Origin of the sequence: Nocardia paucivorans NBRC 100373, from assembly GCF_000308675.1 — a bacterium.
Taxonomy (GTDB): domain Bacteria; phylum Actinomycetota; class Actinomycetes; order Mycobacteriales; family Mycobacteriaceae; genus Nocardia; species Nocardia paucivorans.
The window spans coordinates 88,102-112,776 of the sequence record NZ_BAGE01000052.1; the positions used below are offsets into that span (position 1 = coordinate 88,102).

Genomic DNA, 24,675 nt, shown 5'->3' on the forward strand with positions numbered 1-24,675 from the left:
TTACTCGAATCGGTCGGCGTCGCTCATGAACTTCTCGAGGAGCGGCCCGACAATGGCGAGCACATGCCGGTGGCTCATCTCGAGATGACGGGCATCGATGACCGTGTTGTGCACACCGCCCGTGACGTAGGGACGCCACGCCTGTGCGAGAGCCTCGTGATCCGCATGCTCGCGTCCCGCGGTGAAGAAAACCAGGTCGCCGTCGAAGAGCTCCGGGCGGTAGGCGTCGGCGATGACGTCCGCGGTTTCGAAGCTCTCCATGATGCGGTCGGCCTGCTCGGTGGTGAACAAACCCGTATTGATCACCTGGTCCCGAACGATGGCCCACGCTTGTTCGTGGGTCTGCGCCGTCATGTCCTCACCGAGGTCGAACAGCTCCCGCCAGCCACCGAGCAGGTCGGCTATCAACTCTCCTGGAGCGGGATCGGCCGCGGATGTGGTTGTCGAGGTATCCGGTGCGCCGACAGCACTGTCCAGCAGCGCCAGCATGCCGACCGGTTCGCCTTCCTGCTGGAGCCGCACGGCCATGGCATGCGCGATCTGGCCGCCCAACGACCATCCGAGCAGGTGATACGGTCCGCTCGGCTGGGCGCGCCGAATCTCGGCCACATAGCGTTCGGCCAGCTCGTCCACCGATTCCGCGCGCGGCTCCCCCGTGGTGACATGGGGATCCTGCAAACCGAACACGGGCCGATCCTCGTGCAGGAATTCGACCAGACCACCGTAGAACCACGCCAGGCCGCCGGCGGGGTGCACACAGAAAATGGGTGGTCGCGTCCCGCCGGCCCGCAGTGGAAGCAGCACCCGTAGACCGGCGCTGCCCTCCGCGTCGTCGGCGCGCCGCGCCAGGGCCTGGGGAGTGGCGTCGTCGAACATCCACGGCAACGAGACCGTCACACCGCGGGTGCGCAGCTCGGTCACCACCATGACGGCCAGCAGCGAGTTACCGCCCAGATCGAAGAAACTGTCCGCCACGCCGACCGTCGGGACAGCCAATACCTGCCGGTACACATCGCAGATCAATTTCTCCGTATGGGTCCGGGGGGCGACGAAGTCGGTGCCGGTGATATCGAAGGTCGGCGCCGGCAACGCCTTGCGGTCGAGTTTGCCGTTGACCGTGAGCGGCAGCTCGGGCAGTACCATGACCGCCGACGGCACCATATAGCCCGCGAGTGTCTGTGCGGCGGTCTCCCGGACCTGCACCGGATCGATCCGCTGCCCCTCGGCGCCCACCACATAACCGATGAGCTGCCCGACTCCGCTCTCGTGACGGTGCACCGTAGCGGCGGCTCCGGTCACACCCGGATGCCGGAGCAGAGCCGACTCGACCTCACCCAGTTCGATGCGGTAACCCCGCAATTGCACCTGGGCGTCGGCGCGGCCGACATACAGCAGCTCCAACCCGTTCGCCGCTATCCGCCACCGACCGATATCCCCAGACCGGTACAGCCGGGCGCCGGCCGGATCGAACGGATTCGCCACGAAGCGGGCCGCCGTCGACGCCGGGGCGCCCAGGTATCCCCGGGAGAGCTGGCCACCGGCCACATAGATTTCCCCGGCGACCCCGATCGGCACCGGCCGCAACCGCTCGTCGAGCACATACACCCGCATTCCCGGCAGCGGCGAACCGATGCCCACCACATGCGGATCGGTGACCTCGGCGAAGGTCACGTGCACGGTCGTCTCGGTGATTCCGTACATATTGATCAGTCGCGGTGAATCCGGAGCATGTGCCGCGAACCAGTCGGTCAACCGCACCGGATCCAATGCCTCACCACCGAAGACGACATACCGTAAGGCGAGATCCGGCTCCCCACGACCGGATTCGCGCCGGTCACATTCGGCCGCCGCGAATCCGTAGAAGGCCGACGGGGTCTGACTCAACACCGTCACCCGCTCGCGCGCCACCAGGTCGACCAGTGCCTCCGGTGTTCTGGACACGGCATGGTCGACAACCACCAATCGCCCACCGGACAGCAGGGCGCCCCACATCTCCCATACCGCGAAATCGAAGGCATAGGAATGGAACAGCGTCCACACATCGTCGGGTCCGACGTCGAAACGTTCCGCCGTGTGGGTGAACAGGGTGATCGCTTCGCGGTGGGCGACCGCCACCCCCTTGGGGCGACCGGTGGAGCCGGATGTGTAGATCACATAGGCCACGTTCTCCGGGCGGATGTTCGGCAGCGGCGGGTACGGTTCCGCCGATCCGTCGTCGACGCATCCGTCGATGAGCACCACGGGAAGCGGGGGCTCCGGTAGCGCCGGGGCGGTCTCCGCGGAGGCCAGCACCACCGCGGGCGAGGCATCGTCGAGGATGAACCGCAGCCGCTGCGGTGGGTAGGCGATATCCAACGGCAGATAACCCGCGCCCGCGCGAACCACCGCGAGCAGCCCGGCGACCAGGTCGACCGAACGCGGCAGGGCGACGGCCACCAGTGTTTCCGGCCCCACACCGTGCTCGAGCAACTGTGCGGCAATGCGCGCGGCCCGACGATCCAGCTCCGCATAGGTCAGGCTGGTCACCCCATCGGATACCGCGACCGCGTCCGGATGCTCGTCGACCCGGGCGGCGAACAGGTGCGCGAGTGTGGTGTCCGCGACCGGTGCTCCGTCGTGTCCGGCCGCGTCGAGCAGCGCGCGCCGCTGGTCGGGATCGACAAGGTCGATATCACCCACGAGCATCTGCGGATTCGCGGTGACCTCCTCGAGAATCCGCACGTATGCGTGCGCGAACCAGGTCATCGTCCGTTCGACGAAGAGATCCGCCGCGAATGTCAGGCGTCCCAGCATGCCGTTCGGGCGGCTGCGTTCGTCGAATCGTTCGACGAGCTTCACGTTCAGATCCGCCTGCGCCTGATCGAAAATATCCTCGATCGGTTCGACGGTGAGATCCGGCAACCGCAATGCGGCCTCGCTCAGGTTCTGGACGTCCAGCGTCACCTGGTAGAGCGGCAGGTGCGCGGTCGACCGGGGCGGATTCAATGCCTCCACAACCTGTTCGAAGGGCACATCCGCATGCCCGAACGCGGCCAGATCGGTTTCCCGCACGGCGGCGAGCAACTCGGCGAACGACTGCCGCGACCTCACCCGCGAACGCAACACCAGGGTGTTGACGAACATACCGATCAGATCGTCGAGCTCCCGGACGCCGCGACCGGCCACCGGGGTGCCCACCGCGATATCGTCGACCCCGGCCAGTTTCGACAGCAGCACCGACAGCGCGGCGTGCAGCACCATGAACGCCGTCGCGTTCGCCGTCCGCGCCACCGCGCCGATCCGGGCGTGCAGCTCGGCGGACAGCTCGAAATCGACCGTCCGGGCGCGCAGGGACGCCACCGGAGGCCGAGGCAGATCGGTCGGCAGTTCCAGTAGCTCGGGCAGACCCGCGAGGGTGCGTTCCCAGAACCTCAGCTGCCGGGATACGAGTGAATCGGGATCGCCTTCGTCGCCGAGCATCTCACGCTGCCACAGCGCGTAGTCCGCGTATTGGATCGAGAGGGCCGGCCATTGCGGTGCCGTCCCCTGTCTGCTCGCCTGATAGGCCGCTGCCACATCCCGGGCGAGCGGTATCATCGACTGCCCGTCGGCACAGATGTGGTGCACGGTGATCATCAGCACGTGATCCCGCTCGCCGAGGGTGAACAGTTCGGCCCGCAGCGGCGGGGCCTGGGTCACGTCGAAGCCCGTCGAGACGGCGGCGAGCACGCGTTCTCGCAGTTGATTTTCCTCGACCGGAACCGCGACCAGGTTCGGCACGACCTCCTCGGCCGCGACCACGACCTGATGCGGAGTTCCCTGTGTCATGGGGAACTTGGTGCGCAGCGACTCGTGCCGTTCGATGACCATGGCGCAGGCGCGGCGCAGCGCATCGGGATCGAGTTCTCCCCGCAGTCGGATCACCAGGGGAATGTTGTAGGCCCCGACCGAGGTGTCGAACTGGTTGAGGAACCACATGCGCTGCTGCGCCGGCGACAGCGGTACCAACGCGGGCCGGGGGCCCGGGGTGGGCAGTTTTCCGGCGATGCGATCGGAATCGGCCAGGTTCGCGGCGAGATCGGCCACCGTTGCCGCCTCGAACAGGTCCCGGACGCCGACGCGCACCCCGAGGGCGGCGCTCAGCTGCGCGGCCACCCGAGTGGCCGAGAGTGAGTTGCCGCCGAGGTCGAAGAAACTGTCCATCGCGCCCACTCCGTCGACGCCCAGCACCTTCTCGAACACCTCCGCGACGCATCGTTCGGTGTCGTTGCGTGGCGCGACCCGTTCCCGGCCCCGATCGAATTCGGGCATCGGCAGCGCCCGACGATCGAGTTTGCCGGTGGCGGTGAGGGGCCGTTCGGTGAGCACCATGAACACCTCGGGCACCATGTGCGCGGGCAATTTCGCCCGGGCGGCCGCCCGAACCGCGGCGATGTCCACCTCTCCGGCACCGAAGAGGTACCCGACGAGTCGGTCGACACCGCGTTCGTCGGTCCGCAATGCGACCACCGCGTCGTCGACACCGGCGGTTGCGGCCAGCACGGTTTCGATCTCGCCGAGTTCGATGCGTTGCCCGCGGATCTTGATCTGGAAATCGCGGCGACCGAGGTATTCGAGGGTGTGGTCCGCGGTCCAGCGCACCAGGTCGCCGGTGCGGTACATCCGAGAGCCCGCCGCCCCGAACGGATTCGCCACGAAGGCGCCCGCGGTCGCGGCACTGCGGCCCAGGTACCCGCGCGCCAACTGCACGCCCGCCAGATACAGCTCCCCCACCACCCCCATCGGCACCGGTCGCAACCACTCGTCCAGGACGAGCGCCTCGACGCCCCGCAGCGGACCACCGATGGTCACGGCGCCGCCCACGGACAGCTGCCCGCTCATACAGGCCAGGATGGTGGTCTCGGTGGGGCCGTATCCGTTCAACAGACGGCGGCCGGGAGCCCACGCGGTGACCGTTTCCGGTGTTACCGCCTCACCACCGGCCACGAGCACCCGCAACGACTCCGCGTCCGCGGGCGGTATCGTCGCCAGCACGCTGGGGGTGATGAACGCATGCGATATCCGCTGCGATCGGATCAGTTGCCCCAACTCCTCGCCCGCGTAGACCTCCGGTGGTGACAGCACCAGCACCGCGCCATTGGTGTGAGCCAGCAACACCTCGAGAATCATCACGTCGAAACCGGGCACGGAGCCCTGCAGGACACGCGATCGGCTGTCCACCTCGAACCGGACGCGCTGTTCGGCCGCGAAATTCGCCAAACCCTCGTGGGTGACGGCCACCCCCTTCGGGGTGCCGGTCGATCCCGAGGTGTAGAGCACATACGCCGTGTCCAGGACATGTGCCGCGCGCACACGGTGGGCGTCGGTCACCGGGTCGATCGACCGCGCGGCGATCTCCTCCCGGGTGTCGTGGTCGTCGAGGATCACCGGTCGCACCGACTCGGGCAGCAGACCTCGGGAGGTCTCGACCGTGATCGCCACCCGGATATCGGCGTGCTCGACCATGAGGGCGATCCGTTCGGCCGGATTGCGGGTGTCGATGGGTACGAGGGCGGCACCCGCCTTGGTCACCGCCCACAGGCCGATCATGAATTCCACCGATCGCGGCAGCGCCAGGGCCACATGATCACCGGGGCCCACACCCGCGTCGATCAGGAGTCGCGCCACCTGGTTGGACACGGCGTCCAGTTCCGCGTACGACATGGTGCGGTCGCCCGCGATCAGGGCCGGGGCATCCGCGGACACGGCGGCTCCCGCGGTCAACAGATCCGCCATCGGACGCGCCGGTTCCGCCACACCGCCCGAGGCCGGCACCAGTTCGCGCCGCTCGGCGGGGGTCAGCAGATCGAGTGCGCCGATTCGGGTCCGTGGCTCGGCGGCGATGGCGCGCAACACCATCTCGAGCCGGTGCGCCAGACCCGCCGCCGTGTGGGCATCCACTCGGGAAGGTTGGTAGCGGACCCGCACATGCAATGTGTCGGTGTGGTGCGCCTGCACCAGGAGCGGATAGTGGGCGGCGTCGCGACCCTCGGCCGACAGCACCCGCATCCCGTCGATATCGGCGTCACCGAGACCGCTGCTGTCGACCGGATAGGACTCGAAGACGACCAGGGTGTCGAACAGCTGGGGGTTGTCCACGGCCTCCAGGATTCGCGACAGTTCCAGGTAATGGTGGTCGAGCAGACGGGTGCTGTCGGTCTGCAACCGAATCAGCGCATCCGCGACGGTCCGATCACGGCCGACATCGACGGCGACCGGGATCGTATTGATGAACAGACCGATCATCGACTCGACATTCGGCAGGTCGGCGGGTCGACCGGATACCGTGCTGCCGAAGACCACCCGCTCGGCGCCGAGCAGATTACCCAGGACCACCGCCCACGCGAACTGCACGATGGTGGCCATCGTCACCGAGCGGCTCCGGGCGAATTCCACCAGCCTCTCCGTGTCGACGCCGTCGAGCGCGATCGGCAGATCGACCGGGATATCGGCGACGGTGGCGGTTCGCGGATCGGCGACCAGGGTGGGTTCGGTGATATCGCGCAGCGCCTCCCGCCACACCTGGATACCGGCATCGTGGTCACGCCGATCGAGCCATTCCAGGTAATCGCGGTACGACGGCGCCGGCGGCAGCAGATCCGACCGACCATCCACCGCGTACAGGCCGATCAGCTCACGGCACAGCATCGGCAACGACCAACCGTCCAGCAGGAGATGGTGGGCCGTCAGCACCAACCGGAAGTCCCGCGGCCCCACCGTGACGAGGAGGAAACGCAGCAGCGGCGGATCCGCGGGATCGAACACCACCGCCCGCTCGGCCTCCAGCAGCTCGTCCAATTCGGACGGGGCGCCGGACAGATCGACCGTCCGCCAGGGCACGGATACATCGGCGGGGATGACCTGCGCGGGGACACCGTCAGCGGTTCGAGTGAAGGCGGCACGCAGGTTGGGGTACCTGATCAGCAACGCTCGGGCGGCTCGCTCGAACCTGTGCTCGTCGACCGTGCCCGCCAGGGTGAGGGTCGATTGCGCTGTGTAGACGTCGAGTTCACCCGCGGCGAGTTCGGCGTGGAACAGCAGCCCGGCCTGGAGCGGCACCAAGGGCCACACATCGGTCAACCGGCCGTAGCGGTTCGCGAAGGCGTCCAGATCCGACCGGGTGAGGTCGACGAGCGGAACGTCCGCCCGGGACAGTCCCCAGTCGTCGTCCGCGCGGGCCGCGGTGGCGATATCGGTCACCGCCGCCACCCAGGTGTCGACGAGTTCACTCACCTCGTCGTGGTCGAGCAAGCGCGAGGCGTAGCCGATATGCGCCGTCAGGGTCGGTCCGGTCGCGGTGTCCACGATGTTCACATCGATCGTGAGCACCGCCGGGGCGGGCATATCCGGGTCGAAGGCGGCGCGACGGTCGAATTGTTCGTCCGTCGGCACCCAGGCCACATCCGACAGCGTCGTGAGATCGACACCGACGCGACCGAGGTTGTTGTAGCTGATCTGCGGTTCCGGGGCCGCCGCGAGCCGGGGGGCGGTATCGGGGTTCAGATAACGCAGCAGTCCGTAACCGATTCCCTTGTCGGGGATTTCCCGCAACCGATCCTTCACCGACTTCACCGCGGCACGTACATCGATCCCGTCGCTTTCGGGCAGCTCGAACGCGACGGGATAGGTGTTGGTGAACCAACCCACGGTACGTGAGACATCCGCGCCCGCGACGATCTGTTCCTGTCGACCGTGTCCCTCCAACAGCACCTTCATGCCTGTGTTCGGGATACCGCGTCGGGCCCGCCGGCGCGTGAGGGCAACCGCCAGACCGGCCAGCAGCGCTTCGTCGATATCGGCGCGAGCGACCTCGGGCACCGCCTCCAGCAGTGCGGAGGTCACCTCGGTGGGCAAGGACACCGTCAGCTGCCGCACCGTGGCCTGGGTGTCGATCGCGGGATCCAGTGCCGCGCGCCCGAGGAGCGGATCGGGGGCCGTACCCATCCGATGCCACAGGTCGAATTCGTCGGCGCGTTCGGCCGCGGCGGCGGTCAATGCGTGCGCCCATCGACGCATGGATGTGCCCTGCGCGGGCAACTCGACCGCGCGGCCCTGCAGAATCTGCTGCCAGGCAGTGGCGAAGTCGGGGAGCAGAATCCGCCACGACACTCCGTCGACCGCCAGATGGTGGATCACGATGAGGGCGCGGCCCTCGGCCTCGACCCCCGGTTCGGGCAGCAGGCACGCGACCTGCGCCATCCGGCCCGCGGCCGGGTCGAGCCGGTCGGCGGCCTCGCGCGAGGCCGCTTCCACGACGGTGGTGAAACCGGCGCTGCCGGGTGTCGCGTCCGCCCCGAACGTGCGCACGAAGACGGAATCGGCCGCGTCCACCGCGCCCACCGGTAGCACCTCCAGGCCGTGTTCGCCCAGTCGGGAGCGCAACATATCGTGCCGGTCGAGCAATGCCTGCACGGTCGCGACCACATCCGTGACGCGCGCGTCGGCCGGTAGCCGCACCACCATGGATTGCGCGAATCGACGCGCCGCGCCGAGCCGCTCGACGAACCAGGCCACGATCGGGGTGCGCGGAATTTCGCCCACCCCACCACCGGGCAGTTCCGCGATCACCGGCCGTTCCGCGGCCGCGGCCACCTGCGCCAGTCCCCGGACGGTTTTGTATTCGAATATGTCCCGGGCCCGCACCACGACGCCCACGGCCTTCAACCGGGAGGCCAGTTGGATCGACATGATGGAGTCACCGCCCAGCGCGAAGAACGAACTCGTCGCGCCCACCGACGGCACACCGAGGACATCGGCGAAGGCGGCGGCAATGGTTCGTTCCAGGTCGGTGGCCGGCGCGTCGGCGATGTCCTCGCCGATATCGAAGCTGGGTTCCGGCAGGGCCTTGCGGTCCACCTTGCCGGTCGAGGCGAGCGGCATCCGGTCGAGCACGGTGACCGTCGACGGCACCATATGGGCGGGCAGCACCTCGGCGAGACGATCCAGGACGGCGCTCGGCTCGACGACCGCCGCTGGTTCGGGCACCACATAGGCGGCGAGCAGCGGCTGCCCACCGGGGCCGGGACGGCTCACCGTGACGGCGGTGGACACCTCCGGCAACGCGACCAATGCCGCATCGATTTCGCCGAGTTCGACGCGCTGGCCGCGAATCTTGACCTGGAAATCGATACGGCCGACATATTCCAGGGTGTGGTCCGCGGTCCAGCGGACGATATCGCCGGTTCGGTACATGCGCGACGCAGGATCCCCGTAGGGGTTCGCCACGAACGCGCCCGCCGTCGTCGCCGGGCGGTTCAGGTAACCGCGGGCCAATGCGGAACCGGCCAGGTACAGCTCTCCCGTGACCCCGACCGGTACCGGCCGCAATCGCGTGTCCAGCACCAGGGCCTGCGCGCCCCGGATGGGACCACCGATGGTGATCGGGTCGCCGGGCCGCAGCGGCTCGCTCATGGTGATCACGATCGTCGACTCGGTCGGGCCGTAGATATTGTGCAGCCGCCGTCCCGGAGCCCAGGTGGCGATCAGCTCCGGCGGAACTTTCTCACCGCCGACCGCCAACATCCGCACCGAACCGACATCGTCCGGCGATATCGTCGCCAGCACGCTCGGTGTCAGGAACGCGTGCGACACCCGATGCGATCGGATCAGGTGCGCCAGTTCCGGACCACCGAAGACCTCCGGAGGCGAAATCACCAGGGCCGCACCGGCCGCGCACGCCATCAACGCCTCGAGCAGCACCGCGTCGAAGGCCGGGGCCGCCACGTGCAGGATCCGCGAGGTCGGTTCCACCCGGTAACGCACCCGCTGTTCGGTCGCGAAACTCGCCAAACCCTCGTGGGTGACCACCACACCCTTCGGGACCCCGGTCGAACCGGAGGTGTAGATCACGTAGGCCGCGTCCTGAAGGCGCAGGGGGCGCGGCCGATCCGCGTCCTGCACGGCGCGATCGGGACAGGCGGCGATCTCCGCGGCCGAACGCGGCTCGTCGAGCACCGTCCAGCGGGTCTGTTCCGGCAGCGACGACCGCGCGGCCGTAACGGTGATTCCGATCTCGGCCCCGGAATCCCGCACGATGTGGGCGATCCGTTCCGGGGGGTAGCGCAGGTCCACGGGGACGAATGTGGCCCCGGTCTTGGCGATGGCCCACATGGCCGTCTGGTATTCGACCGAACGCGGCACGGCCAGGGCGACGCAGACTCCCGGCCCGGCGCCGCGTTCGAGCAGGTACGCGGCGATCCGATTGGCTCGCCGGTCGAGCTCGGCGTAGGTGAGGGCCTCGGTCTCGCCGATCAACGCGACCGCGGTGGGGTTCGCGGCCACGGCGGACGCCAGCAGATCGGGCAACGGGCACGGCGGGGTGGCCGCACCACCGACGGCGGGGACCAGCCGCTCGGTTTCCGTACTCCCGAGCAGATCGACGGCACCGACGACCCCGGCCGGATCGGCGGTCACCACCTCCAGGACGCGGATGAACCGCTCGGCGAACGCTTCCGCAGTCGAGGCGTGGAAGAGGTCGGTGGCGTAGACGACCTCTCCTGCCAACCCGTCGGGCCGGGCGCCGGCGAATCGCTCGCTCAATGTCACGGTGAGATCGGTTTTGGCCTGCGCCAGACCGGGGTCCAGGATCTCGACATCGACACCGGGCAACTCGAACCGCGCGTCACCCGTGTTCTGCAATCCGAACATCACCTGATACAGCGGTGTATAGGACGTCGACCGCGGGCGCTCGAGAATATCCACCAATCGTTCGTAGGGAACGTCCGCGTGGGCGAGTGCCGCCACGTCGACCTGGCGTACCTCGGACAGAAGCTCCCGGAACGAGCGGTCCTCGCGCACCCGGGTACGCAGCACCACGGTATTGACGAACATGCCGACCAGATCGTCGAGCGCTTGGTGGCCACGACCGGCGACGGGGCTGCCGACACAGATGTCGTCGCTGTGCGCGGTGCGCGCCAACAGGATCGCCAATGCCGCGTGCAGGACCGTGAACACGGTCACGCCCTCGGTGTGGGCCAACCGCACGATCTGCTCGTGCAGTCGCGCCGAGATGTCGAACCGGACGCTGCCGCCGGCCATCGACATCGTCGCCGGACGCGGCCGGTCGGTCGGCAGATCGAGCAGTTCGGGAGCATCGCCGAGGACCTCGGTCCAGTAGGCGATCTGCCGCGCGATGAGCGAGTCCGGATCGTCCTCGGCGCCGAGCAGTTCCCGCTGCCACAGCGCGTAGTCGGCGTACTGAACGGCGAGCGGGGTCCAGTGCGGCGCCCGCCCGTTCGAGCGGTCCGTGTACGCGGTGAAGATATCGCGACCCAATGCGACCATCGACACGCCGTCGGCCGCGATGTGATGTACCACCAGAACGAGCACGTGTTCGGCCGGACCGGTGCGATACAACCGTCCCCGCACGGGCGCCGTTGCCGCGACATCGAACCCCTCGGCGACAACCTGCCGGATCCGGTCGGTCAACTCGTTTTCGTCCACCGGTTCCGGCTCCGGCAGCGCATTGTCGGCCACCGTCGCGGAATCGAGGACGACCTGGCACGGTTCTCCCTCGACCGCGGGATACATCGTGCGCAGGGGTTCGTGCCGGGCCACCACGTCGCAGAACGCCGCCCGCAGGGCGTCGACGTCCAAGGGTCCGGTCAACCGGGCCGCAAAGCAGATGTTGTACGCCGCCGAGGCGGTGTCGAACTGGTTGAGGAACCACATCCGTAGTTGCGCCGCCGCCAACGGCACCCGCTCCGGCCGGGGGCGCGGGGTGAGTGGGATCTGCGCGATGGGAGCGCGCGCCGCGATTCGCCGGGCCAGTCCGACGATCGTCGGTTCGTCGAAGATATCGCGGATGCCGACCTCGACCCCGACAACCGCCCCGGCCCGCGCCGCGATGCGGGCGGCGGACAGCGAGTTGACACCGATCTCGAAGAGATTCGCCGTCACGCTCACCCGGTCGGCACCCGTGATCTGGGCGACGATCCGCGCGAGTGCCGCTTCGCGCTCGGTGCGGGGTGGCACGTATTCCGTATCGTCGTCGAACACCGGCTGCGGCAATGCCGAACGGTCCAACTTGCCGTTGGGGGTGAGCGGCATGGTCTCGAGCACCTGCACCGCGGACGGGACCAGATACGACGGCAACGTGCGCCCGAGCCGGTCCCGGATCGTCCGACCATCGATCTGTGTGCCGGGAGCGAGCGTCACATGGCCGACGACCCGTTCCGCCGTCGCGACGACAACGGCCTGGGCAACCTCGGGCAGCGCGCACAACGCCGCTTCGATATCGCCGGGTTCCACCCGCTGGCCCCGAATCTTCACCTGGAAATCGCTGCGGCCCAGGTATTCCAGTTCACCGGCCTTCGTCCAGCGGGCCAGGTCGCCGGTGCGGTACAGCCGCTGTCCCGGTCGTCCGAACGGATGCGCGACAAAGGCGGTGCAGGTGAGGTCGGCGCGCGCGTGGTAACCACGCGCCACCTGGACACCCGCGACGTACAGTTCACCGGTCACTCCCGCGGGCACCGGCTTCAGCCGGGAATCCAGCACATAGGCCCGCATATCGGTCACCGGCGTACCGATGGGGACCGTGGCGCGGGTACCCGCCCCCGCTCGACAGCGGTGGGCCGTGACGACCTCGGCCTCGGCCGGTCCGTACCAGTTCACCACCTCGGCGTTGCCGAATATCGGCGCCGCGGCGTCGACGGTGCGCTGTGCCAGCGCCTCGCCGGCGACGAACACCCGCCGCACCGAAGGCTGCGCGACGTCGGTGGTGTCGAGGAGCACATCGAGCATCGACGGCACGAAGTGTGCCGTGGTGATCTTCCGGCGGGCGATGAGGTCGGCGAGATAGGCCGGGTCGCGGTGCCCGTCCGGGTCGGCGATCACGATCGACGCGCCGGCCTGCAACGGCCAGAACAACTCCCATACGGCGATATCGAAGGTGATCGGTGTCTTGTACAACACCACATCGGAGTTGTCGTGCGGCCATTGTCGCTGGGCCCAGGCCAATTGGCTCACGGTCGCGGCATGGGTCAGCGCGACCCCCTTGGGCGTCCCGGTGGAGCCGGAAGTGAACAGGACATAGGCGACGTTGTCCGGACGCAGTGACGAGCGGCGCTCGCCATCCTGAATCGGGGCATCCGACAGACCCGTCGTCTCCACTCGATCGAGGCACACCACGTCCCGGTCGGCGGGCAGACCGTGCCCGTCCGCCGAGGTGGTGAGCACCAGCAGCGGGTGGGCCGCGTCCAGTACGCGGGTGATCCGCGCGCTCGGGTGGTCGGGGTCGATCGGCAGGAAGGCGGCACCGGACTTGATCACCGCATACAGCGCGGTGACCAGGTCGATCGAGCGCCGAATCGCCACCGCCACCACTGTTTCCGGGCCGGCGCCGCGGGCGATGAGCCACCGGGCGAGCCGATTGACCTGTCGATCGAAGTCCCCGTAGGTGATGATCTCCCCGTCCGGGAGCCGGAGGGCGGGGGCAGCCGGGGTGCGCGCCACCTGATCGTCGAAGGCATCGACCAGGGTACGGGCCGCCGGCGCGGGACCGGCGGTGTCGTTCCACCGTTCCAGCATCAGCCGGCGCTCGGCGGCATCGAGCAGTTCGATCGCACCGACCGTCGAGTCCGTATCGGTTGCGGCGGTGTCGAGCACCCGCACGAACCGGTCGACGAAGCCCCGGACGGTGTCCTCGTCGAAAAGGTCGGTGGCGTAGGTCAGGCGCAGCGTCATACCGACCGGCTCGTTGTGGGCGCCGTGCCCTTCGCTCACCATCAGCAGCAGGTCGTAGATCGCGGCGCTGTCGCCCGGATCGATGTTCTCCACGGTGAGATCGGGTAGTTCGACGCGGGCCTGCGCCATGTTCTGGTAGGCGAGCATCACCTGGAACAGCGGCGTATGGGCGGTCGAACGCACGGGATTCAGTGCTTCCACCAGCTGCTCGAACGGGACGGTGGCATGTTCGAAGGCCTGGATATCGGTGCGGCGCACCTGGTCGAGCACATCCCGGAACGTCTGATCGGGTGTTATCCGGGTGCGCATCACCAGGGTGTTGACGAACATCCCGACGAGACCGTCGAGCGAGCGGTGACCGCGGCCGGCGTGGGGGACGCCCACGGTGATGTCATCGCTACCGGACAGTTTCGACAGCAGGACCGCCAGCGCCGCGTGCACCACCATGAACGTCGTGACCCCGGCACGCCGCGCCGCTGTCTCCACCCGTCCCTGCAGTTCACCCGGGATGGTGATATGCACGACAGCGCCGTGTTGGGTGCGTTCGAGCGGCCGCGGACGGTCCGTCGGCAGTTCGAGGAGGTCGGGTATTCCCGCGAGCTGCGTGCGCCAATAGGCGATATCGCGGGCGGCGCGCGAGTCCGGATCGTCCACCGAGCCGAGCACATCGCGCTGCCACAGGGCATAGTCGGCGAACTGGAGGGGAAGCGGCGCCCAGTCCGGGCACTCACCGGCGGAACGCGCCCGATAGGCGGTCACCAGATCGGCGGCCAGCGGCGCCACCGAATAACCGTCACAGCTGATGTGATGCGCGGCCAGGGCTATTACCCAGCCCTCGTCCGACAGCTGATACAACGCCACCCGCAGCGGCACCTCGGTCGCCACATCGAATCCGCGGGCCGAGAAATCGGCCAATCGGCGCGCCAGGTCTCGTTCGCCGATCGGCTCCGGGGTGAGATCCCACATCGCGGCGACCTCGGAGACGGGGAGCACCACCTGGGTGGGTGTTCCGTCGACCGCCGGATACATGGTGCGCAGACTTTCGTGCCGTTCGACGATATCGCCGACCGCGGCCGCCAGTGCCTCGAGATCGAGCACCCCTTCGAGTCGGATGGCCAGCGGCACGATATATCCGGAGGCGTCCGGATCGAACTGGTTGAGGAACCACATGCGGGCCTGCGCCGGTGACAGCGGGAGGCGATCCGGGCGCGGCCGGGCGGTCGGCACCGGAAGGCTCGGCACCGCACGCAACCGCTCGATACGTTCGGCGAGATCGGCGACGGTGGGCGCCTCGAATATCACCCGCACCGGTACGGACACGTCGAGAACATCACCGATACGGCTCAATGCGCGGGTCGCCAACAGCGAATTCCCGCCCAGCGCGAAGAAATCGTCCTGTGCGCCGATCTCCGGCAGCTCGAGCAACTCGGCGAAGACCTCGGCCACGGCCTGTTCGACAAGTCCGCGCGGCGCGCGATACTCGGCCTCCCGGTTCCTCGGATCCGGTGCCGGCAGCGCCCGGTAATCGACCTTGCCGTTGGCGGTGAGCGGGATCGCGTCGACCCGGATCACCGATGACGGCACCATATGGGTGGGCAACCGTTCCAGCAGGAAGCTCCGGAGCTGTCCGTGGTCGAGCGGTTGCGCGGTGACCACGTGGGCGATCAGTCGCTGTTCCCCGCCGTCGGAATACACCTGCGCGACGGCCGCGCGCACCCGCTCGTGCGCCAGCAACGCGGCTTCCACATCGCCGAGTTCGATCCGCAGGCCGCGCAGCTTCACCTGGGTATCGGCGCGGCCGATATAGCGCAGGACACCATCGGCATCCCAGCGGACCAGGTCACCGGTGCGGTACAACCGGGCACCATCGGAGCCGAACGGATCGGCGACGAACGCCGCGCACGTCAGATCCCGACGTTCGTGGTATCCGTGGGCCAGCTGCACACCGCCCAGGTACAGTTCGCCGATCACTCCCACCGGAACCGGGCGCAAACGCGAATCCAACACTCGCACCGTGACATTCGATTCGGGTTCCCCGATGGGCACCACGGTTCCGTCCACGGTGTCGATCCGGTGGGCGGTAACGCTGACGGCGGCCTCCGTCGGACCGTACAGGTTATCGATACGAATATCGCCGAGTTCCCGGAAACGCCGCACGGTTTCGGCGGGCAGTGCCTCACCGATGCACAGCACCCGCCGCAGGGCCGGGAACTCGCGCGAACCGGCCACGGCGAGGAATGCGGCGAGCAACGACGGCACGAAGTCCACGGTGGTCACGCCATGGTCGGCCACCAGCCGCACCACCGTCTCGGGATCGCGGTGCGCGTCGGGACCGGCGACCACCAGCGCCGCACCGCATGTCGGCGCGGAGAACAGCTCCCACACCGACAGATCGAAGGTCACCGGCGTCCGCAACAGCATCACATCGGTCTCGTCGAGCCCGTAGTGATCCCGCATCCACCGGATCTGATTCACCACCGCGGAATGCGGGACGGCCACACCCTTCGGCACACCCGTCGATCCGGAGGTGTAGATGACATACGCCAAAGCGTCCGGGTGCAGAGGACGGATGCGATCGGCATCGGTCACCGGGGCGGGGTCGGCGCATTCGCCTTCGAGGTCCGTGATCGACCACACCGGAACCTCGTTCGGCAGGTTCGTCTCGTCACCGGGCCGGGTGACGACCGCACTCGGCCACGCGGTGGTGAGCACGGCCCGTATCCGCTCGACCGGATATTCCGGATCCAGGGGCAGATAGGCGGCGCCCGCCGCGTGGACGGCGTACAGGGTGACCGGCAGATCGACACAGCGGCGCATGGCGACGGCCACCACCGTTCCGGGGCCTATCCCCCGACCGATCAATGCGCGGGCCAGGACGTTCACCCGGGCCGCGAACTCACGGTAGTCGAGGCGGGTATCGCTCTCGGCGTCGATCAGCGCCGTGTTCCGGGGGGTTGCCGCCGCCTGCGCGGCGAACAGGTCCACGAGGGTGGCGGCCGGGGCCGATATCGTCCGCCCGGTCGAACGCACGACCAGTTCACGTTTCTCGGTCGCGGTCAACAGGTCGATATCGCCGATGGCGCCGGCGGGGTCGGCAACGACGGCACGCAGCAACAACAGATAGCGGTCGAATATCGCGGCAACCGATTCCTCGTCGAACAGGTCGGTGGCGAAACCGAATTCGACCGCCATACCGGCCGGCTCGCCATCCGGTGTCGGAGCGTCGATGAGATTCAGATGCAGGTCGTACTTGGCGACGCTCGGGTCGGCCATCCGGACCGTCACCGTCAGGTCCTCGAATTCCACCGTGGGGATCCGGATGTTCTGGAACGAGAAGCCGACCTGGGTCAGCGGAGCGTGGGCCGTGGAGCGCGGCGGATTCAGCACCTCCACCAGTCGCTCGAACGGGATGTCGGAGTTCTCGAAGGCAGCCAGATCGGTGGCCCGCACCTGATCGAGAAGCCGGAGGAACGAGGTGCCGGGTTCGATTCGGGTCCGTAGCACCAGCGTATTGACGAACATGCCGATCAGACCCTCCAGGCCCGGCTCACCGCGGCCGGCGATGGGGGTGCCGACCGCGATATCACCGGTTCCCGACAGCCTGGCCAGCAAAGCGGCGTAGGCGGCGTGCATCACCATGAAGACGGTCGCGTCGTGGCGGCGGGCCAATGCGGCCACCGCGCGATGCAGGTCGGCGGGCACCTTCGCCGTCACCGTCGCCCCGCGGAAACTCTGTTGCGCCGGCCGCGGACGGTCGGTGGGCAGGTCGAGCACCTCGGGAAGGTCGGCGAGGGTCGTCCGCCAGTATTCGGTCTGGGCGGCGGTCGGACTGTGTGGATCGTCCTCGGTGCCGAGCAGTTCCCGCTGCCACAGCGTGTAATCCGCATACTGCACCGGCAACGGCTCCCACTGCGGCGCCCGGTTCCGCACCCGGGCCCGATACGCCGTGGTCAGATCCGCGGCCAGTGGCGCCAGCGACGACCCGTCGAAGGCGATGTGGTGCACGACGAGCACCAGGGTGTGCTCCTCGGGTGCGCTGCGCAGCAACGCGATCCGGAACGGCACCTCGGCGGTGACGTCGAATCCGGCCGCCACCGTCTCGGCGATCCGTTCCTCGAGCCGATTCGCCGCCACCGACACCGGCACCAGCGGGGGCAGTGCCTCCGCCGCCGAGACGACCACTTGATGGGGTCCGCTATCGCTGTCGGGATAGCGCGTCCGCAGGGCTTCGTGCCGATCGAGCACATCCGCGATCGCTGCCTGCATGGCGGCCACATCGAGGGCACCCGACATCCGGACGACCAGGGGAATGTTGTATATCGGTGAGTCCGGGTCGAACCGGTTGAGGAACCACATGCGCGTCTGGGCGGGCGAAAGCGGTATCCGCTCCGGTCGCTCCCGCGGCACCAGCGGGGCCCGACCGGAGGACTCGCCGCCACGCAACCGTTCCGCCATGGCCTCGACCGTCGGCGCGTCGAAGACCGTCCGCAGCGCGATATCGACGCCGAAGGCCACCCCCAATCGCGCTACCGCCCGGGTCGCCGACAGCGAGTTGCCGCCCAGGTCGAAGAAATTGTCGAGAGCACCGACCCGCTCGAGACCCAGCACATCCGCGTACACATCGGCCACGGCCTGCTCGGTCGCGTCCCGCGCCGCGACGAATTCCGTGCCGGCGCCGAATACCGGTTCGGGCAATGCGGCACGGTCGACCTTGCCCACCGAGGTCAGCGGCAGTTCGTCGAGCACCAGCACACTTTCCGGAACCATATGCGCGGGCAGGCGCTGCGCGACGTATACCGCCAACTCCGCCCGGTCGACAGCGGTGCGCGCCGGGACCACATACGCGGCCAATCGTGTTCCGCTCTCCGTCTCGACGCCCACCACCACCGCGGCCGACACCTCGGGATGCCCGAGGAGAACGGCCTCGATTTCGCCGAGTTCGATACGCTGACCGCGAATCTTGACCTGGAAATCGGTGCGACCGACATATTCGAGGGTTCCCTCCGGTGTCCACCGCGCCAGGTCGCCGGTGCGGTAGAGCCGGGCGCCGGGAGCGCCGTACGGATAGGCCACGAATGTGGTGGCCGTGGCAGCCGGTCGGCCGAGGTATCCGCGGGCCAACTGCACCCCGGCGATATACAGATGTCCGGTCACCCCCACCGGCACCGGCCGCAGGTGGGTGTCCAGGACCACGGCCTCGACACCGCGGATCGGACCGCCGATCGTGACCCGCTCCCCGACGCGCAGCGGATCGCTGATCGCGACCATGATCGTGGTCTCGGTCGGTCCGTACCCGTTGAACAACTGCCGACCCGGCCCCCACACCGCGACCGTTTCCGCCGATACCGCCTCGCCGCCGGCCACCAGCACCCGCAGGGAATCCAGACCGTCCGGCGACATCGTCGCCAGCACACTCGGGGTCACGAACGCGTGCGTCACCCGCTGGGCGCGGATCAGCTCCGCCAGTTGTCGGCCCGCGAAGACATCCGGTGGCGCCACCACCAGCGCCGCACCGTTCGCGTGGGCCATGAGCAGTTCGAGCACGACCGCGTCGAACCCGGGGGCCGCCAGTTGCAGAACCCGCGCGGAATTGTCGACCCGATACCGTTCCCGCTGCTCGGCCGCGAAATTCGCCAATCCTTCATGGGTGACCTCGACACCTTTCGGTCTGCCCGTGGACCCCGAGGTGTACAGCACGTAGGCCGTGTCCTGGATCCGGGCGGGGCGCACCCGGTCGGCGTCCGTCACCTCCGCCGCCGACCGGGCGGCGATATCGGCGACGGTCTCCGGATCGTCGAGGACCAGCTGTCGGACCGATTCCGTGAGCAGACCCCGGTGCGCCTCGACCGTGAGCGCGACCCGTATCCCGGCATCGGCGATCATGAGCGCCATCCGCTCGGACGGATTGCGGGGGTCTACCGGGACGAATGCCGCCCCGGTCTTGGTCACCGCCCACATCCCCACCACGAATTCCACCGACCGCCCCGACACCAGCGCGATCCGATCCTCGGGGCCGACCCCCCACTCGATCAATCGGCGCGCTATCCGGTTCGACCACAGGTCCAGTTCGCCGTAGGACACCGCGCGTTCCCCGGAAACCACCGCCACCGCGTCGGGAGTCGATGTCGACAGCACCTCCGCCAACACTCGCGGGGTTTCGGCGGGACCGCCCGAGGCGGGCACCAGGTCGGTCCATTCGTTCGTCGCCAGCACGTCCACGGCGCCCACGTGGGTGTGCGGATCGGTCACCACCGCCTCGAGGACCCGGTTCAGCCGTGCGGCGAGCTCGTCGACGGTGTCGCGATCGAACAGGTCTGTGGCGTAGTCGATGCGCAGGGCGATATCACCCCCGGCGGCCGTGTTCTCGGCGACGGTGACGATGAGATCCACTTTCGCCGGCTGCGGACCCGGGTCCAGGACCTCCACCGTGAGCTCGGGCAACTCCAGGGTCGGGCGGTCCATGTTCTCGAAGGCGAGATACACCTGGCACAGTGGGGCGTGCGCCGTCGAACGCCGCGGATCGATTTCCTCCACGACGCGTTCGTACGGCAGGTCGCTATTGGCGAAGGCGTCGACATCGATGCTTTTGACCCGCGACAGAAGCGCCAGGAACGATTCGTCGGCGCGTATCTCGGTGCGCAACGCCACCGTATTGACGAACATGCCGACCAGGGGCGCCAACACCTGGTCGCCGCGGCCCGCGACCGGTGTCCCGATGGTGATGTCGTCGGAATCCGCGAGTCGGGCGAACAGCACCGCCAGGGCGGCGTGGACGACCATGAAGGTGGTGACGTTCGCCCGGCGCGCCAACTGTTCGATCCCGGCGTAGACCTCGGCCGGGATCACGGTGTCGGCGATATCACCGCGCAGGGACGCCTGCGCCGGACGCGGTCGGTCGGTCGGCAGTTTCAGCAGCGGTGGTTTGCCCGCCAACTGCCGTGTCCAGTAGTCCAATTGCCGGGCCGCCGGCGAGTCCGGGTCGTTCTCGTCCCCGAGCAGTTCGCGATGCCAGATGCTGTAATCGGCATAGTGCACCGTCAAGGGCGACCAATCCGGCGTCTTGCCCTGCGCCCTCGCCTCGTAGGCGGTCGCGACGTCGGCGGCCAGCGGCCGCAGCGACGCGCCGTCACAGCAGATGTGGTGCAGGACGAGGACCAGCACATGCCGATGTTTGTCGGGGGAGGCGAGCAGCGCGGCCCGGATCGGTGGTTGCGCGCTCAGGTCGAAACCCTGTGCCGCCATTTCCCGGATCCGGCGCACCATATCGTCCGGGTCGGTCGGGTCGGGGGTGAGGTCGAGGTGGGCGGCGACGTGTTCGGCCGGCAGCACGACCTGGATGGCCGTCTCCTCGAAGGCGGGGAAAACGGTGCGCAGCGGCTCGTGTCGATCGATCACATCCATCAGCGCGGCGCGCAACGCCGCCACATCGAGCCGTCCGGTCAGCTGCACCACCAACGGAACGTTGTATGCCGCCGAGGCCGGATCGGCCTGGTTGATCAGCCATATCCGGTTCTGCGCCGGCGCCAACGGGATGGGGTCGACCCGGGGTCGCGCCCGCAGGGCGGCTCGGCTGCGATGCTCCTGTCCGGCCAGGTGCGCGGCGAGTTCGGCGACGGTCGGCCTGCCGAACAGGTCGCGTACCGACACCTCGCATCGGGTCAGTTCGGCGATCCGCACGGCGGCATTGGTCGCAGTGAGCGAATTACCGCCCAGCTCGAAGAAATTGTCCAGGACACCGACCCGCTCCATCCCCAGTATTTCGGCGAAGACATCGGCGATCGTCTCCTCGACGAGCGTGCCGGGTGCCACATAGGCCGCGGCCGAGTCGAAGACCGGTTCGGGCAGGGCGCGGTAATCGATCTTGCCGTTGACCGTCAACGGCAACTCGGGCAATACGACGATGCTCGCCGGCACCATGTATTCCGGCAGCACCGCCGCCACATGAGCGCGCAGAACGTCGCCGGCGCAGACCGTATCGCCGGCGGGCACCACATAGGCGACCAGTCGGGCGGCCTCCGTATCGGGTCGGTTCACCACGACGACCGCCGTCGAGACCGTGTCGTGGGTCAGCAGCACATTGCGGATCTCGTCGAGTTCGATGCGGAAGCCCCGCAGCTGGACCTGTTGGTCGGCCCGGCCGCGGTATTCCAACTCACCGCGATGGTTCCGCCGCCCGACGTCACCACTGCGGTAGAGCCGCTCCCCCGGTCGTCCGAACGGGTTGGCGACGAAACGCGCCGCGCTCAGCCCCGGCCGGTCGAGATATCCGCGGGACAGTTGCGGTCCCGCGACGTAGATCTCACCCCAGGCGCCCAGCGGCACCGGCCGCAACCGCTCGTCCAGCACATAGGTACGCAGGCCCGGCAGCGCCGATCCGATGGCGCTCGGCGCACCCGCCACCGCGATGGCCGGGGTCATGGGCAGGTAGGTGACGAACACCGTGGTCTCGGTGATGCCGTAGCTGTTGGCCACCAGAGGTTGGTGCGGGTGATGCTCGTACCAACTGCCCAGTCCCGCCGGATCGAGTCGTTCACCCGACAGGATGACCAGTCGCAATACCGGCTCCCCCTCGGGAGCACCCGCCTCCGTGTACCGCTGCCGTGCCGCCGCGAACTGGTGGAAGGCCGACGGTGTCTGGTTGAAAACGGTCACCTTCTCGCGCGCCACCAAACGAACGACCTCGTCGGGCGACCGTGCGGTGAGACCGTCCACCACGACCACCCGACCACCCGTGGTCAACGCCCCGAAGATCTCCCATACCGAGTAGTCGAATGCGAACGAATGGAACAGTGTCCACACGTCATCGGCGCGGACACCGATCTCGGCGCATGCGTTCACCAGGTAGGTGACGACGGCTTCATGGCCGATCGCCACACCTTTCGGCCGCCCCGTCGATCCCGAGGTGTAGATGACATAGGCGATATTGTCGGGGCGCAGCGGGCCCACCCGATCGGCGTCGGTGATCGGGGCCGCGTCCGCGGTGAGATCGTCGTCGAACAGCACCACCCGATCGGGATCGGCCGGTACGTGTTCGAGGGCGTCGCGGTTGGTCACCACGACGATCGGATCGGCGTCGGCGAGCACATATTCGAGCCGCTCGGCCGGATGCGCGATATCCAACGGCAGGTACCCGGCCCCCGATTTGAGGACGGCCAGCGCGACGACCAGGAGATCGGCGTCCCTCGGCATCGCTATGGCCACCAGTTTTTCCGGCCCCGCACCGCGCGCGATGAGCGTGCGGGCGAATCGGTTGGACCGTTCGTCCAGATCACGATAGGTGAGGGCGGTCTCCCCCGAGGTCACGGCCACGGCGGAGGGCGTTGCCGCGGCCTGGCGGGCGAGCAGGTCCACGAGGGTCGCGTCGGCGCTCGCGCCGTCCCGGCCGGCGAGCTCGCCGAGAATGCGCGATTCCTCCGCGGAATCGATCAGCGGGATCTCGACCACCGGGGTGTCGAGCGGCGATTCCATCAGCCGCTGCAGGAAGGCTATGAACCGCGTGGTGTGTGCTTCGAGTTCGTCCTGCGTGTACAGATTCGCGTTGCCGTGCAGTTCGAACAGTAGCGGCCCCTCGGTTCCGGGCCGATACAGGTTCAACTGCAGGTCGTCCAGGGCGCCCGAGGTCAGGGCACGATAGCGGCCCACGGCCGAACCGAGGCGGATTTCGGAGTCGAAGAACAGGATGTTGACTACCGGGCCGAACGAATTGGCCGCCGGATCCATCGCATTCGTGTCCCGACGCAGATCCTCGAACCGGTAGAGCTGGTGTCGTATCGCCGAGACGAGTTCGGCCACCGAGGCGCGGACCAGTTGTTCCACCGTGGTCGTCGGGTGCACCGCGAAACGGATCGGCACCATATTCGCCAACATGGCGAAGGCATTGCGCAGGCGTCGGTTCACCCGGCCGCTGACCGGCATCGACAGCACCACATCGTCGGCACCGGTCATCCGGGACAGGAATGCCGCGAATGCGGCGACCACCACCTGTGCGGGTGATGCCTGCAGGTCTTCGGCGAAACGGTCGAGCAACTCGGTCAATCGATCCGGCAACTGTCGACCCGCGAAGTGGTCGTCTTCGCTCCATCGCGCGGTGCGCCCGGACAGACTCACCGGCGCCGGAAGGTCGGCGACCTTGTCGAGCCAGTAGGCCCGGTCGGCCGCGAAGCGGGATCCGGCGCGATACGCGAGCTCGGCCTCGGCCACTTCGCGCAGATCGGCCGCGACCAGCGGGGGCGGCTGTGTGCCGGCGAGGATGGCGTTGTAGCGCTCGGCCGTGCGGCTCACGAAGTTGAAGGCCCCGTAGCCGTCGATCACGAGATGGTGTGCACGCGCGTACCACAGATAGCGTTCCTCGGCGATGCGGAGAAGCCGCGTCACGGTGAGCCGGTCCCGGCTCGGATCGATCGCCTTGGCGCTGTAATCGCGGCGCATCCATTCCATGGCCGCCGCGAACGGATCGTCCTCGTCGGTGAAGTCCAGTACGGGATCGGCGTAGGTGATGCTGCGGTCGACGAATTGATATGGACGCCCGTCGCGTTCGACCACCCGCACGACCAAGGCCTCGGTTTCCCCACCGGTCTCGTTCACCGCCATGGTGAACGCGTCCACGTCTATCGCGCCCTCGATCTCGACGTAGTGAGCGATATTGACGGGCGGCCTACCGGGCAGATTGTCGGCAAGCCACATGCCGTATTGCGCTCGCGACAGCGGTATCAGATCCAGGTCGTGATCGACGGCCGCGGCCGACTTCGAGTTCATTCTCCAACCCCTCGCTCAGATTCGGAGGCCCCCGCAGCGGGCAGCACCATGCCCCTGCCCATGCGCGGATCGCCTGTATACGCGCTTCGGTCGAGCCGAAGCGGTGTTCACACCCCTGCAGTCGGACACCAATTAGAGCAAACAGCTATAGAACGCGGGGATCATGTTAATCACGCCCACCTCACATACCGCAAGGGAAGCGGCATTTCGCCGCTCGGC

The 24,675-nt window shown here is 68.1% G+C and carries 1 protein-coding gene; it reads right to left on the reverse strand.

The window, feature by feature from the left end; genetic code table 11:
- Positions 1-24,456, reverse strand: a complete 24,456-nt coding sequence (locus ON32_RS18830) for a non-ribosomal peptide synthetase (RefSeq protein ID WP_051133432.1) — start codon at positions 24,454-24,456, stop codon at positions 1-3.
- Positions 24,457-24,675 lie beyond the last annotated feature (219 nt).

Bases quoted from the DNA above. Each gene is read 5' to 3' on its own strand.
- ON32_RS18830 (WP_051133432.1), bottom strand. From the start codon at position 24,456: ATGAACTCGAAGTCGGCCGCGGCCGTCGATCACGACCTGGATCTGATA.